The sequence below is a fragment of the Pseudomonas sp. JAI115 genome, from assembly GCF_014200835.1.
Classification (GTDB): domain Bacteria; phylum Pseudomonadota; class Gammaproteobacteria; order Pseudomonadales; family Pseudomonadaceae; genus Aquipseudomonas; species Aquipseudomonas putida_A.
On record NZ_JACHCY010000003.1, the window covers coordinates 127,114 to 141,184 of the forward strand.

The window sequence follows — 14,071 nt, forward strand, 5'->3', positions numbered from 1 at the left end:
CTGGCGTGATCGTGACGATTGCCACAGCGATCTGAATGCACTGGCGGCTGCCGAACAGGCGCAAGGTTTCGACCTGAGCCAGGGGCCGCTATTGCGCATGGTCGTGGTGCGTCTGGACGAGCAGCGCTGCCACTTGATCTACACCAACCACCACATCCTGATGGACGGCTGGAGCAACTCGCAGTTGCTTGGCGAAGTCCTGCAGCGTTACAGCGGGGTTGCCCAGCCGCCACTGGCCGGACGTTATCGCGATTACATCGAATGGCTGCAGCGTCAGGACGTGCAGGCCAGCGAGCGTTACTGGACCGCGCAACTGGCTGACCTGCAAGCGCCGACCATGCTGGCGCAAGCGTTGCAGGCGCAGCGCGGCGATGCACCGCGCGACGGCCACGGTGAACATTTCTGCGTACTCGATGCTGAGCAGACGCGGCGTCTGGGCGAGTTTGCGCGCCAGCAGAAAGTCACCCTCAACACGCTGATTCAGGCGGCATGGCTGCTGCTGTTGCAGCGCCTGACCGGCCAGCCGTGTGTGGCGTTCGGCGCGACGGTAGCGGGGCGTCCGGCTGAGCTCAAAGGGGTCGAGCAGCAGATTGGTCTGTTCATCAACACCTTGCCGGTCATCGCCATCCCGCAGTCGCCATCGAGCGTTGGCGAATGGTTGCAGAGTGTGCAGGCGCAGAACCTGGCCTTGCGCGAACATGAGCACACTCCGCTGTTCGACATTCAGCGTTGGGCCGAGCGCAACGGTGAGGCGCTGTTCGACAACATTCTGGTGTTCGAGAACTACCCGGTGTCCGAGGCGCTGGCGCAGGGCGCACCACAAGAGCTGCGCTTCGGTGAAATCCACAATCATGAGCAGACCAACTACCCGCTGACGCTGCTGGTGCACTTGAGCGACGAGTTGTCGATGCACTTCAGCTACCAGTGCGAAAGCTTTGCCGCGCACAGCGTGGTGCAACTGGCTGGGTATCTGCAGCGCTTGCTCGGGCAGATGAGCGAGTCGGGTGAGCGTTCGCTCAGTGAACTGAACCTGATCGAGCACAACCCGCAGGTGAGTACCGACTTCTCCACCGATCTGTGCATCCATCAAGCCATCGCCCGTCAAGTGGCGGCGACCCCGGATGCCTTGGCGGTGACCTTCGCCAATACGAAGTTGAGCTACGGTGAACTGGATGCGCAGGCCAATCGTCTGGCGCACAAACTGCTTGAGTTGGGTGTTGGTCCGGAAGTGCGGGTGGGCGTGGCCATGCCGCGTTCCGAGCAGTTGCTGATTGCCTTGCTCGCGGTGCTCAAGGCCGGTGGCGCCTATGTGCCGCTGGACCCGGATTACCCGGCGGATCGCGTTGCCTACATGCTGGAGGACAGCCGGGCGCGGGTGTTGCTGACCGAACAGGCGGTTGCCTTGACCCTGAGCGTGCCGGGCGATACGCAAGTGCTGCTGATGGATCAGGTTTCGTTGAGCGGTTATTCGACTGTTGCGCCACAGACTGCGGTGCAACCGGACAACCTCGCCTACGTGATTTACACCTCCGGTTCCACCGGCAAACCGAAAGGCGTGGCGATTGCCCATCGCAACGTCATGGCGCTGATCGACTGGTCCGCCAGGGTCTACAGCCGCGAGGACATTCAAGGCGTACTGGCCTCGACGTCGGTGTGCTTCGACCTGTCGGTGTGGGAACTTTTTGTCACCCTGGCCAACGGTGGCTCGCTGATCATCGCGCGTAATGCGCTGGAGCTGGCGCAACTGCCGGCCCGCGATCAGGTGCGCCTGATCAATACCGTGCCGTCGGCGATTGCCGCACTGCAGCGTGCCGGGCAGATTCCGCCAAGCGTGCGCATCATCAATCTGGCGGGTGAGCCGCTGAAGCAAGCCTTGGTCGATGCGCTGTATCAGCAGTCAACCGTCGAGCACGTCTACGACCTGTACGGCCCATCGGAAGACACCACCTATTCGACCTGGACCCGCCGCAGTGCCGGTGGTCAGGCACGGATCGGGCGCGCGCTCGAGCACAGCGCCAGTCATCTGCTGGATGCCGACCTGCACGCGGTGCCGCAAGGCGTTTCGGCCGAGCTGTACCTGTCCGGCGCCGGCATCACGCGCGGTTATCTGGGACGTGCGGCGATGACCGCCGAGCGCTTCGTGCCGAATCCTTTCGTCGGTAACGGCGAGCGCATGTACCGCACCGGCGACCTGATTCGTCAGCGCGAAGAAGGCGATCTGGAGTACATGGGCCGGATCGATCATCAGGTGAAGATTCGCGGCTTGCGTATCGAACTGGGCGAAATCGAAGCGCGTCTGCAGGCGCATGCCGCCGTGCGTGAAGCGGTGGTCGTGGCCAGCGAAGTGTCGAGCAGTCAGCAACTGATTGCCTATCTGGTGCCGAGCGATCCGGCGATCATCGACGCCAACGCCGAGCAACAGGCCGCACTGCAGAAAACCCTCGGCAACTGGCTGGGCGCGACCTTGCCGGATTACATGGTGCCGAGCCACCGCCTGTGGCTGGCGCAGCTGCCGCTGACCCCCAACGGCAAGATCGATCGCAAGCGCCTGCCAGCACTGGAGCTCAGCGCCGCGCAGCTGCATGTCGAACCGGTGAACGCCACCGAGCAGGCGTTGGTGGAGATCTGGAAAGAGGTGCTGGGCCTTGAGCAGATCAGCACCCACGACAGTTTCTTTGCCTTGGGCGGCGACTCGATCATCTCGATTCAAGTGGTCAGTCGCGCCCGTCAGCAAGGACTGGAGCTGAGCCCGAAAGACCTGTTCCAGCAACCGACCATTCAGCAACTGGCCCTGTGCGTGCAGGCTGAAGGGCGTGTGGCGCCGGCCCCGGCGCTGATCGACCTGCCGCTGCACGGCTTGAGCGAGGCGCAAGTGGCGCAACTGCCACTGCCGGCGGGGCAACTCGACGGGCTCTATCGCTTGTCGCCGATGCAGCAGGGCATGCTGTTCCTCGGCCTGAATTCGCCGGAAGCGGATCTCTACGTCAACCAGTTGAGCGTTCCGGTGCAGGGCCTTGATCCGCTGCGTCTGCAAGCCGCGTGGGAAACCGTCAGCCGTCGCCACGACATTCTGCGCACCGGTTTTCTCTGGCAGGACATGGCCGAGCCGCTGCAATTCGTGCTCGCCGATCCGCAGTTGCCGTTCAGTCTGCTCGACTGGCGTGAGCAGGATCATTCGGCCGAAGCCTTGCAAGGCCTGGCGGATGCCGAGCGGGCCAAGGGCTTTGACCTTGACCAGCCACCGCTGCAACGACTGACGCTGGTGCAAGTCAGCGAGCACAGCTATCAGCTGATCTGGACTTACCATCACATTCTGATCGACGGCTGGAGCAGTTCGCAGTTGATCGGTGAAGTGCTGAGCCAGTATTCCGGACGACCACTGGCCGAAGCGGTGCCGTACCGTGGTTACATCAACTGGCTGCAGCAGCAGGACGCGAATGCCAGCGAAGGTTTTTGGCGTCAGCACCTGAGCCGGCTCGACGAGCCGACCTATCTGGCGGACGCGGTGACGCGCACCGGCAGTGGTCGCGGTCACCAGGCGCTGTACAGCCGTCTGGGCGAGGCCCGCACCGAAGAGTTGAAAGCCTTTGCCCAGTCGCAGCAGGTCACCCTCAACACCTTGGTGCAGGGCGCATGGCTGGTGCTGCTCAGCCGTTACAGCGGCCAGCGTTGCGTGGCGTTCGGCGCCACGGTGGCGGGGCGTCCGGCGAGTCTGCCGGCCTCGGAATCGATCCTCGGCCTGTTCATCAACACCTTGCCGGTGATCAAGGACGTACCGGCCGAGCAGGCCGTGGGCGCCTGGTTGCGCGAGTTGCAGGACTTCAACCTGGAGATGCGCGAGCGCGAATACACGCCGCTGACCGACGTCCAGCGTTGGGGCGGGCGTGCCGGGCAGTCGCTGTTCGACAGCATCATCGTGTTCGAGAACCACCCGATCGACCAGGCGCTGCGCGAGTGGCGCGATGATTCGCTGAAGTTTGGCGAGATCAATAACTCGGGCCTGACCAACTTTCCGATGGACCTGATGGTCACCCTCGAAGACGGGTTGGTGATCGAGTACATGTTCCTGCGCGAACATTTTGATCTGGCGACTGTGGAAGGCATCCGCAGCAACATGGAAGGCCTGCTCACCGCACTGGTTCAGGACGCCGGGCAGGCGCTGGGACGCATCGGTCTGCCGACCGGGCAAGTCGCGCCCGCGCCGCACGTTGTCGCGCAAGCGCAGACCACGCTGGTGCACCAGCGCATTGCCGGGTGGGCCGCGCAGCGTGCCGAACAAACCGCAGTGATCTTCAATGAGCAAGCCTTCAGCTACGGCCAGATCGAAGCGCGGGCCAATCGTCTGGCGCATGCGCTGATCGCCGAAGGTGTCGGTCCGGAAGTGCGGGTCGGTGTGGCCCTGCCACGCAGCGAAAACATGATCGTCGCGCTGTTGGCGGTGCTCAAGGCCGGGGGGGCCTACGTGCCGCTGGACGCGACTTATCCGCGCGAGCGCTTGAGTTATCTGATGCACGATTCGGGCATCGCCTTGCTGCTCAGCGATTCGAGTCTGCGTCAGGTGCTGCCGACCCAGGCCAACCTGCATGTGCTGGAACTCGATCAACTGGACCTGCGCACTCAGCCGGATTCGGCGCCGCAGGTCGCGGTGCAGCCGGGCAACCTGGCCTACGTGATCTACACCTCCGGCTCCACCGGTCAGCCGAAAGGTGTCGGCGTGGCGCACGGGCCGCTGGCGATGCACTGCCAGGCGATCGGTCAGCGTTACGAAATGAGCGCGGCCGATTGCGAGTTGCACTTCATGTCATTCGCCTTCGACGGCGCGCATGAACGCTGGCTGACCACCCTGACGCACGGCGCGCGTTTGCTGATTCGTGACGACAGCCTGTGGACTGCGGAACAGACCTACGACGCCCTGCATCAGCACGGCGTGACCGTGGCCGCGTTCCCGCCGGTGTACCTGCAGCAACTGGCCGAACACGCTGAGCAGCACGGCAATCCGCCGCCGGTACGGATCTACTGCTTCGGCGGGGACGCGGTGCCGGTGGCGAGTTTCGAACTGGCCAAACGCGCACTGCAACCGCAGTACATCATCAACGGCTATGGCCCGACCGAGACGGTGGTCACGCCGCTGATCTGGAAGGCCGCGGTCGACGATCAATGCGGCGCGGCCTATGCGCCGATCGGCAGCGTGGTCGGCGAGCGTAGCGGTTATGTGCTCGACAGCGACCTCAACCCGCTGCCGGCCGGCATCGCTGGTGAGCTGTACTTGGGTGGTGCGTTGGCGCGCGGTTATCTGGGGCGTGCCGGTGGCACCGCCGAACGTTTCGTTGCCAACCCGTTCAGTGCGGATGGCAGTCGCCTGTACCGCACCGGCGACCTGGTGCGCCAGCGTGCCGACGGCACTGTCGACTACCTCGGGCGGATCGACCATCAGGTGAAGATTCGTGGTTTCCGCATCGAGCTGGGTGAAATCGAAGCGCGCCTCAAGCAGCAGCCGGGCGTGCGTGATGCCGCCGTGGTGGCCCGCGAGGGTGTCAGCGGCAAGCAACTGCTCGGCTACGTACTAGCCGCTGCCGAGACCCCGGCCGACGGTTTGGGCGAACGTCTGCGCGAGCAACTCAAGGCCAGCCTGCCGGATTACATGGTGCCGGCACACCTGATGGTGCTTGAGCGCATGCCGCTGACGCCGAACGGCAAACTCGACCGCAAGGCCCTGCCGAACCCGGACGCCGAACAGCGCCTGGCCTACGTCGAGCCGCGCACCGAGCTGGAAAAAGCCCTGGCGAAGATCTGGCAGGAGGTGCTGAAAATCGAACGGGTCGGGCTCACCGACAATTTCTTCGAACTGGGTGGCGATTCGATCCTCAGCCTGCAAGTGGTGGCCCGCAGCCGCGTGCTCAAGGCTCAGGGCCTGAGCCTGAAACTGCGCGATCTGATGCAGAAACCGAGCATCGGCGAACTGGTAGCGAGCGTTCAGGGCACGGCGGAAAAAGCCTCCGGGTTGCTGGCGATGAACGCCGAGGTCAAGGGCGTGGCGCCGCTGTTCTGCCTGCATGCCGGTTTCGGCACGGTGTTCGACTACGAGCCGCTGGCGCGGCGCCTGAGCGGTCAACGCCAGCTGTTGGCGATTCAGTCGCGGATGCTGCTGGATCCGGCGTTCAACGACACCTCGCTGCAGGAAATGGCCAGTGATTACCTGGCGCAGATTCGCCAGAAACAGCCGCAGGGGCCGTATCACCTGCTGGGCTGGTCGCTGGGCGGTACGCTGGCGATGTTGATCGCCGCGCAACTGGAGCAGGCCGGGCAACAGGTCAAGTTTGTCGGGCTGGTCGACAGCTTCGTGCCGTCGGCGGCGGTCGACGCCGGGGCTGTCGATGACTGGCAAGCCGACCTGCGCGATTTCCTGCAGGTGACGCTGCCGGACGCCGCTTCGGACTTGTCTATCGACGGTGAGGAAACGCCGCACAACCTGCGCGCGCTGTTCCAGCGTGCCATGAGCGCCGAGCGCGGGGCGTCGACTTATGTGGCGCTGGGTGCCGAAGAACTGGCGCAGGTGTTCAGCGTGGCGCGCCGGCTCAAGCAGTTGTCGCTCAAGCTTGAGCGCTGTGCGCCGCTGACCGTCAACCCGACGTGCTGGTGGACCTTGGGTCGCGAAGCCGAGGCACTGGAGCTGGCGGCGCAACTCGACCAGCCGGGCATGGGCGGTGAATGGCTGGATTGCGGGCACTTCCAGATCCCGCGCGATGAAACTTTCCTGTCCGAGGCTGAAGAAATGCTCGGCCAGATCGTTGAATCAGTAGTCATGTCCTGAAACCTGCTGTGAAACCCAAGCAAAACCGATCGGGCGCTGCTGGCGCCCGATCGCTTTGGAGATTTGAATGTCATTGAATCCTGATATCGCCGCATTTCTGCAATTGGTCGGCAACGGCCGGGCCAGTGGCAAACGCGTCGGCATGCACGAGTTGAGCCCGAGCGAGGCCCGTGAACAGTTCGATCAGTCATCGTTGCTGATGGACGCCGGCGGTGAAGAACTGGCCGTGGTGGATGAGCTGCAATTGCCGGTGCGTGACGGTGCACTGTTGAACGCACGGATCTACAGCAATCATCCGTTGCAGGCGGGTGCCGGTCGTCCGGCACTGTTGTATTTCCATGGCGGCGGCTATGTGGTCGGCAGCCTCGACTCGCATGATTCGTTGTGCCGTGCGTTGGCCGCGCTAGCCGATTGTGTGGTGCTGTCGGTGGCGTATCGACTGGCGCCGGAACATCGTTTCCCGACAGCGGCCGACGACGTCCGCGATGCCTGGGACTGGCTGGTGGCGAGTGCTGCTGATCTGGGCATCGATGCGGCGCGGCTGGCGATTGCCGGCGACAGCGTCGGTGGCAGCCTGGCCACGGTGCTGGCTGCGCAACTGACGGATGCTGCTGTGCAGCCGCGTTTGCAGGTGCTGATTTATCCGGTTACCGATGCCAGTCGCACTACGCCTTCGATCGAGCGTTTTGCCGAAGGTTATCTGCTGGAAAAGGCTTCGCTGCAGTGGTTTTACGAGCACTATCAGCGTGATGCCAGCGATCGTCTTGATCCACGTTTCTCGCCGTTGCTCGGTGAAGTTCCGGCCGATGTCGCGCCGGTGCTGATGGTGTTGGCCGAGTGTGATCCGTTGCACGATGAGGGTGTGGCGTATGCCCGGCATTTGCAGGCGGCGGGGGTTATTGTGGATTTGCAGGTGTACTCGGGCATGACCCATGACTTTATGCGGATGGGGGCGATTGTTGATGAGGCTGAAGAGGCGCTGGGGTTGATTGCTGGGCGCTTGGTAGAGGTGTTTGCTTTGGCTTGACGGGGTGGGGGGTGAATATCCGTTGCTGCGGTAACGGCCGCCTAGGGTTCCGCCCTGACGGCGGGTCACTTTGGCAAAAGCCCCAAAGTAACCAAAGGGCTTTACCCTGACGTTCGGCCCTCGCTTAGGCTCGGGTTCCTTCGCTCCGGGATTCATCCGGGGGCAGCGCCTACGGTTTGCTTCGCTGCACCTCCTCTCGCTGTGTTTGGCTGCGCCAAACGGTCGCTGCGCTCCCACCCCCGGATAAATCCCTCCACTCAGCCTGCCGACGGGCCCTCAGATCAAGAGCGGTACTCGAGCTAACGCTCATTGTGTTGAGTGGTGGAAAAGCGAGCGCTCGGCTTTTGCTTTTCTGTAGGAGCCAGCCTACTGGCGATGGCGGCCTGCGAGCCGACCAGTCTCTAATTGACCACACCCCATCCCCCTGTGGGAGCGAGCTTGCTCGCGAAGGCGGCCTGACAGCCGACCAAACTCCAACTGAATACACCCAATCCCCTGTAGGAACTGCCGAAGGCTGTGATCTTTTGATCTGCTTTGGCTTTGGCTTTGGCTTTGGCTCTTGATGTGGCTTTTGATCTTTTGCCCCTTCGGCAGGCCGAGCGTAGGTGTCCATCCGGGGGTTAGGCGCGCAGCGCCATGCGGCGGAGCCGCATACATCGAGAGGAGGTGCAGCGAAGCAAACCGGAGGCGATGCCCCCGGATGGACACCGTAGCGAGGGAACACTGAGCCTCAGCGAAGTGCCGTACGCCGGGGCAAAGCCTTTTGGGTTACCTTTTCGGCGTCTGGAAAAGGTGACTCGCTGTAAGAGCGAAACCGCCAGCGGCAGCACCCGAAGCAACGGATATTCACCCAAAACCCCAAGAGCCTGGTCGGCCCAAAGGCCGCCAAGTCCCCAAAAAAAACGCCAGCAAAATGCCGGCGTTTCAGTGAGCGCTAAACGTATTACCAGTTATAGGTCACGTCAGCAGTCATGGTCCGGCCTTCGCCGTAATAGCAGTCGAGGGTACCGTTGCACGCGGCCACGTATTTCTCGTCGGTGAGGTTTTGCAGGTTGGCTTGCAGCTTCACGCCTTTGACATGCAGCGGCGATTTCTCCAGGTCGTAAGAGACCATGGCGTCATACACGGTATAGGACGGAATCTGGAACGAGTCCGACTCGTAATCCGAACCGTAGCTGCTGCGCACGTAACGGGCGCCCAGGCCCATGCCGAAACCGGCGAGGGCGGTAGAGATGTCGAAGTCGTAGTTGACCCACGCGGAGGCGGTCAGCGGTGGACGCATGGCCAGAGTGCGACCTTCGCGACCGTCGTTGTCCTTCTCCCACTTGGTCTGGTTACGCGACACCGCCGCCAGCACGCGCAGGTTGCGGGTGACGTTGACCTTGCCTTCCAGCTCGATACCGCGCGAACGCACGGAGCCGCTCTGGGTGCTGAAGCCCGGGTTGTTGAGGTCGGTGGTGAGCATATTGTCCTGGTCGATCTGGTACGCCGACAGCTGGATGAAGCCGTCGATCGACTTCGGCTCGTACTTGACGCCGACTTCGTACTGCTTGCCGGTGGTCGGTTCGAAGGCGCTGCCGCTCATGTCGGTACCGGTTTGCGGCAGGAACGATTCGGCGTAGCTGACGTACGGCGTGATGCCGTTGTCGAACTCGTAGCCCAGGCCGGCACGCCCGGTGAACTTCTCGTCCTTCTGGTTGCTGTGGCCGCCGCTCAGCGGTTGCTTGTTGTCGGTTTCGGCGAAGTCATAACGACCGCCGAGGGTCAGGAACCACTGGTTCCAGCGCAGTTGATCCTGAGCGTACAGGCCGGTCTGGGTGATGGTGTTGTCCCATTTGTACGGCTGACGGAAATTGATCTGGCTGCCATACACCGGGTTGTACAGATCCAGACCTGGAGCGGTGCGGTCGTACAGGCCGAGGAATTTCGAATTGTAGTGGTAGTAGTCCACACCCAGCAGCACGGTGTGCTCGACGTCGGCGGTGTGGAACTTGGCCTGGGCAATGTTATCGATGCCGTAGACCTTGTTGTGCTGCGACCAGTCCACCGCATAACGGCTCTGGTAGCTGCCGTCGTTGAGGCCGGTAACCGGGTTGGTCGGGAACGCATAACCGTGCAGCGGCGCCACGTACTGGTCGTTGATGTCGGCGTAACGCGCGTTCTGCTTCAGGGTCCAGACGTCGTTGAGTTCGTGAGCGATCTCGTAACCGACGACGAACTGCTCGCGGTGGTACTTGTTCACGTCCGGCTCGCCGAGGAACAGGCTGCGGCTGATGCGCCCGGCCTGGCTGCGATGCACCGTGCCGTTGGCCGGCAGGCCTTGGGCTTCCGGTACATCGTGGTCTTTCTGGTACTGACCGAACACGGTGATGGTGGTCTGGTCGTTGGGCAGCCAGGTCAGGCTCGGCGCCAGCAGCATGCGGTTCTGGCTGGCGTAGTCGATGGCCGAGCCGCTGTCGTTGACCACACCGGTCAGGCGATAGAGGAATTCGCCTTGATCGTCGATCGGGCCGCCGAGGTCGAAGGCACCGTACTTGCGGTCATAGCTGCCGCCACCGAGCTTCACTTCGTGCAGCGGGGTCGCGGTCGGACGCTTGCTGACCATGTTGACGATACCGCCCGGCTGGTTCTGGCCGTACAGCACCGAGGCCGGACCCTTGAGCACTTCGACGCGCTCCAGGGTGTACGGGTCGATCTGCAGCGAACCGCCGGTGCTGCCGCCGCCGTAAGGCATGTGCAGGCCGTCGAGGTACAGCGGAGTAGGGGAGAAGCCACGGGACGTCGGTTCGTCGAAGATCTTCACCCGGTCCGAGAAACCGCCGCCGGTCATGCCCGGCGTGTATTGCAGGGCCTCGGTGACCGTCTTCGAGCCGCGCATCTTGATTTCGTCTTGAGTGACGACGTTGATGGTCTGCGGGATTTCCTTGAGCGACGAATCGGTCTTCGAACCGGTGGCGCTGCGCTTGGCGACGATCCCGTCGACCGGGCCCCAGGCCGATTCGGCGGTGGCGGAAATGCTGGTCGGGGCCAGATCGAGGCTGGCACCGCCGGTGCTGCGCGAACGCAAGGCAACGTTGTTGCCTTCGACGCTGTAGGCGATGTTGGTGCCTTGCAGCAGTTGCGCGATGGCGGCGGTCGGTTCCAGGTTGCCACTGACGGCGCTGCTGCGCAGGCCGCTGACTTCATCCGGGCTGTAAAGCACTTGGAGGTTGGTCTGGCGACCGAATTCCTGCAACGCGCTCCCCAGCGACTGTGCAGGAATATTGATCGCCACGGCGGCGGCCTGGGCCTGGCCGATCATCGGCACAGTCAGGGCCATGGCGCAGAACGCGGGCAAGGTGCAACGGAAGGAGCGGCGGATCAGCAGGGCCTTGGCGAGCGGGTGGAGTCCGTGCGGTGCGGGCATTGTTCTTCTACTCTTCAAAGTGTTGACTGAGAACTATTTCTATTAACTGTTAGTAAGACGTTGAGCCTTCCGAAAACCGGAAAGCTCAACGCCATTTTTTTACAAAATTTTCACAGTCAGGCGGGTTGCAGCTCAGTGACCACTTTGCCGGCGCTCATGCGCACCAGTTGGTCGGCGACATCGAAGTAACGATCGTCGTGGGAAATGACGATGATGGTCTTGCCCAGACGCTTCAGGTCCGGCAGCAGCTCGGTGTAGAAAATCCGCCGGAAGGTCGGGTCCTGATCGGCGGCCCACTCATCGAACACCAGCACCGGACGCTCTTCCAGCCAGGCGTTGATCAGGGCCAGACGCTTGCGCTGGCCGGTGGACAGGTCGGTGGTGGTGAACGAGCCGTCACGCACGCTGACCTTGTGCGCAATTTCCAGGCGCTCCAGGTATTTGTTGGCGTCTTCCGGGATATGGGTGTCGCCCTGGACCACGTCGTCGAACAGGTAATAGTCGGCGAAGATCGTGGTGAACAACTGGCGGTAATCGTCGCGGTTGCTGGCGTCGACGAGCTGCTGGTTGAGGCGGATTTCGCCTTGCTGTGGCGCGTACAGGCCCAGCAGCAACTTGATCAGCGTGGTCTTGCCGCAGCCGTTTTCGCCGACGATGAAAATGATGTCGCCTTGTTCGATTTTCAGGTTCACCGGCCCCAACCGGAACGGCTTGGCGCCTTCTACCGTCGGGAAACTGTACGAGACATCGGTCAGCTCCAGGCTGTGCACCGGGGTTTTTTGATGGCCCTGATCACTGAGCAGCAGGTGCGGCTCGGGCGAAGAGAATTGCTCGGACAGATCGGCGATCCGGCGGAACGCGATTTGCGCACGACTGACGATCGGCAGGGTGCCGATGATGTGTTCCAGCGGCCCTTTCATGTACAGCAGCACCAGCACGAAGCCGCTCATCACCGCTTTGTCGGCGCTCGGCCACAGCGATTGCAGGCCCAGCGCCAGGCCGATCACCACGAAGAACAGCATCGAACCCAAGGTCTTGGCGACCACGAAAATGTTCACCGAACGCACCTGCGTGTCGCAGATCTTGTCGGCCGTGCCTTCGATGCCCGAGACGAACATGCGATGCCGGCGCGGGCGGTGGATGCGCAGTTCCTTGGCGCCCTCGGCGACTGCGTGATAGTGCTTCTGCAACTCGTCTTCGTAGTCGCGGGCCTTGAGGAAACCCTGCATGCCGCGCCCGCGTGCGATGTACTGAATGACCGTGCCGATCAGGATCGCCACCGCCATCATCAGGAACATCGGCCACGACAACATCGCCAGGTAGCCCATGCAACCGAGGGTCACGGTCAGGGAAATCGCCAGCGGCGCAAAGGCGAAGGCGAAGTCGCTGATGGTGTCGACATCGTGGGTCAGCACCGGAATCAGCCGATGGCTGCGATAGCGCTCGATCTGCTCGATCGGCGCCGAAAGGACTTTCTCGCCCAGCTCTTTGCGCAATTTGGCGATGATGTGCTGGCCGACGAAATTGGTGCCGATGTCGGAAAAGATCGAGCTGGTCAGCGCCAGCAGGCACAGGCCGGCAAACACCGCGACCATGGTGCTGGTCAGTGCGCCCTCGGCGTGCAGCACGTTGTTGATGGTCGCCAGCAGCGCGGTGACGCTCAGGCCACCGACCATGCCAAGCAGGATCGACACGCTGACGATCAGTCGAAAGGGTTTGAGCAGGGCGAACAATTCATTGATCACCCCGCGTGTTGGTTTGCTCATGGAGGTTCCCTGCTTGAAGGAGCGGCGAACACCGGCACTGCTCGTGGGGTTCGCCTGGATGACGTAGAGGGCAGTGGGCGCGCCATGGAGGATCGCACCCACCTGTAGAACGACTGGCAGGACGGCTAATTTAGCCGGGCGATGGCGTTACAGATCACGGGCGACCCGGAAGCCGATCCAGTCGCCACGGGTGTCGGTGTAGGTGGCGTTGCGGTTGCCCGAGCGCGAGAACACCGGTGCCTCGCCCCAGTCGTTGCCACGGATGCGCCGCACTTCGCACTTGCCGCTCAGCCAGGCACTGCCATCGCTTGGCGCACCGACGTAGTTCTCGTTGTAGCAATCGGCGGTCCACTCATAAATATTGCCGTGCATGTCGTAGACGCCGAACGCGTTGGCCGGAAAGCTGCCGGCCGGCGCGGTGAAGTTGTAGCCATCGGCGGCGCCGTAGGTGTTGGCGTGTTTGGCGATGCTGTATTCCTTGCCTTCGTCAAACGGGAAAGGGAACGGCCCGGTGCTGCCGGCGCGGGCGGCGTATTCACGCAGCGACTCGCTGACCAGCCGGTATTGCTGGCCGGTCTTCTTCGACAGCCAGGCCACGTAAGCTTCGACCTCCAGGAAATCCATGCACACCGCCGGGTGCTTGTCGGTGTACTGCTTGCGCGGGTCGCTGCCTTGATAATCCGGGATCCCCGCCTTGCAGGCGCGACCGGGGCGCGTGTCGCCGTCGGGCATCTTGTAGCCGCTGTCCTTGAGGTAGGCGTCCCACTCGCCGCGCAGAATCTGGAAACGGCTGATCGCCAGCGGTTTGGCAAACGTCACCGGGTGCAGCGGTCCTTCATCCGGCTCGCGGCCGACCTCATCCTCCGGGGTGCCCATGGTGAACGTGCCGGTGGGCAGCACGACCATTTCCGGGCAGTCCTTGCAGTCCTTGAACACCTTGCCCGGCGCAGGCGGGGTGGCGGCCTGCGCGGCGCCCGGCAGCAGGCCGGCGGCGAGGGCGGTGAGCATCAGCGCCGGCAGCGCCTTCAAGGAAAATCGACGCAGTTCACTGTTCATTGCGA

5 protein-coding genes (1 of these 5 cut by a window edge) are annotated in these 14,071 nt (G+C 62.8%); 2 read left to right on the forward strand and 3 right to left on the reverse strand.

Features of this window, described 5'->3' with window-relative positions; genetic code table 11:
- Together HDC30_RS08670 and HDC30_RS08675 are read left to right on the forward strand one after the other, a co-directional pair.
- On the forward strand, nucleotides 1-6,811 hold the 3' portion of the coding sequence (locus HDC30_RS08670) for a non-ribosomal peptide synthase/polyketide synthase (RefSeq protein ID WP_183782308.1). Its footprint begins 8,183 nt before the window's first position; only the last 6,811 of its 14,994 coding nucleotides appear in the window; the start codon falls outside the window, past its left edge; its stop codon occupies nucleotides 6,809-6,811.
- A 67-nt stretch (nucleotides 6,812-6,878) separates the two neighbouring features.
- A complete protein-coding gene (locus HDC30_RS08675; RefSeq protein ID WP_183782311.1) occupies nucleotides 6,879-7,838 on the forward strand; it encodes an alpha/beta hydrolase in 960 nt (319 codons plus the stop codon).
- 943 nt (nucleotides 7,839-8,781) lie between these two features.
- Here the strand turns inward: HDC30_RS08675 and HDC30_RS08680 are convergent.
- The 3 genes from HDC30_RS08680 to HDC30_RS08690 all read right to left on the reverse strand — a co-directional run bounded on the left by HDC30_RS08680 (nucleotide 8,782) and on the right by HDC30_RS08690 (nucleotide 14,066).
- Nucleotides 8,782-11,244: a TonB-dependent siderophore receptor gene (locus HDC30_RS08680; protein WP_183782314.1), complete on the reverse strand. Its 2,463-nt coding sequence runs from the start codon at nucleotides 11,242-11,244 to the stop codon at nucleotides 8,782-8,784.
- A gap of 116 nt (nucleotides 11,245-11,360) precedes the next feature.
- The gene (locus HDC30_RS08685; protein WP_183782317.1) at nucleotides 11,361-13,010 is read right to left on the reverse strand and encodes a cyclic peptide export ABC transporter; all 1,650 of its coding nucleotides are present in this window, start codon (nucleotides 13,008-13,010) and stop codon (nucleotides 11,361-11,363) included.
- A 147-nt stretch (nucleotides 13,011-13,157) separates the two neighbouring features.
- Nucleotides 13,158-14,066, reverse strand: a complete 909-nt coding sequence (locus HDC30_RS08690) for a formylglycine-generating enzyme family protein (protein WP_183782319.1) — start codon at nucleotides 14,064-14,066, stop codon at nucleotides 13,158-13,160.
- Nucleotides 14,067-14,071: the final 5 nt, after the last annotated feature.

Bases quoted from the DNA above. Each gene is read 5' to 3' on its own strand.
- HDC30_RS08685 (WP_183782317.1), bottom strand. From the start codon at position 13,010: ATGAGCAAACCAACACGCGGGGTGATCAATGAATTGTTCGCCCTGCTC.
- HDC30_RS08675 (WP_183782311.1), top strand. From the start codon at position 6,879: ATGTCATTGAATCCTGATATCGCCGCATTTCTGCAATTGGTCGGCAAC.
- HDC30_RS08680 (WP_183782314.1), bottom strand. From the start codon at position 11,244: ATGCCCGCACCGCACGGACTCCACCCGCTCGCCAAGGCCCTGCTGATC.
- HDC30_RS08690 (WP_183782319.1), bottom strand. From the start codon at position 14,066: ATGAACAGTGAACTGCGTCGATTTTCCTTGAAGGCGCTGCCGGCGCTG.